1 protein-coding gene is annotated in these 261 nt (G+C 79.7%); it reads right to left on the bottom strand.

Annotated features, from left to right (window positions below):
* Positions 1-261, bottom strand: a 261-nt coding sequence (locus tag SB775_RS30770) for a hypothetical protein (protein WP_410865056.1), incomplete at both ends; no start/stop codon positions are given.

Genomic DNA, 261 nt, shown 5'->3' on the forward strand with positions numbered 1-261 from the left:
GGCCGTCGGCGCCAGCCCGCGCCGGGCGAGCAGCACCACGCTGAGGACGGCCAGGCCGACGACGGCTGTCTCGGCGACCCACGCCCAGCGCCAGCGCTTCGCCTCCGCGACGGAGGGTGCCAGTGGCCCGGCCGCGAGCACCAGCGCGGCCGCGGGCAGGACGGCGCAGAGGAGGGCGAGCCAGACGGGCGACGCCAGCGGGACCGCTTGCGGCGTGAGCAGCACGGCGACCAGCAGCCCGAGAGCTGCGGCCGGCGCGGC

The organism is Peribacillus sp. SIMBA_075, from assembly GCF_046534585.1.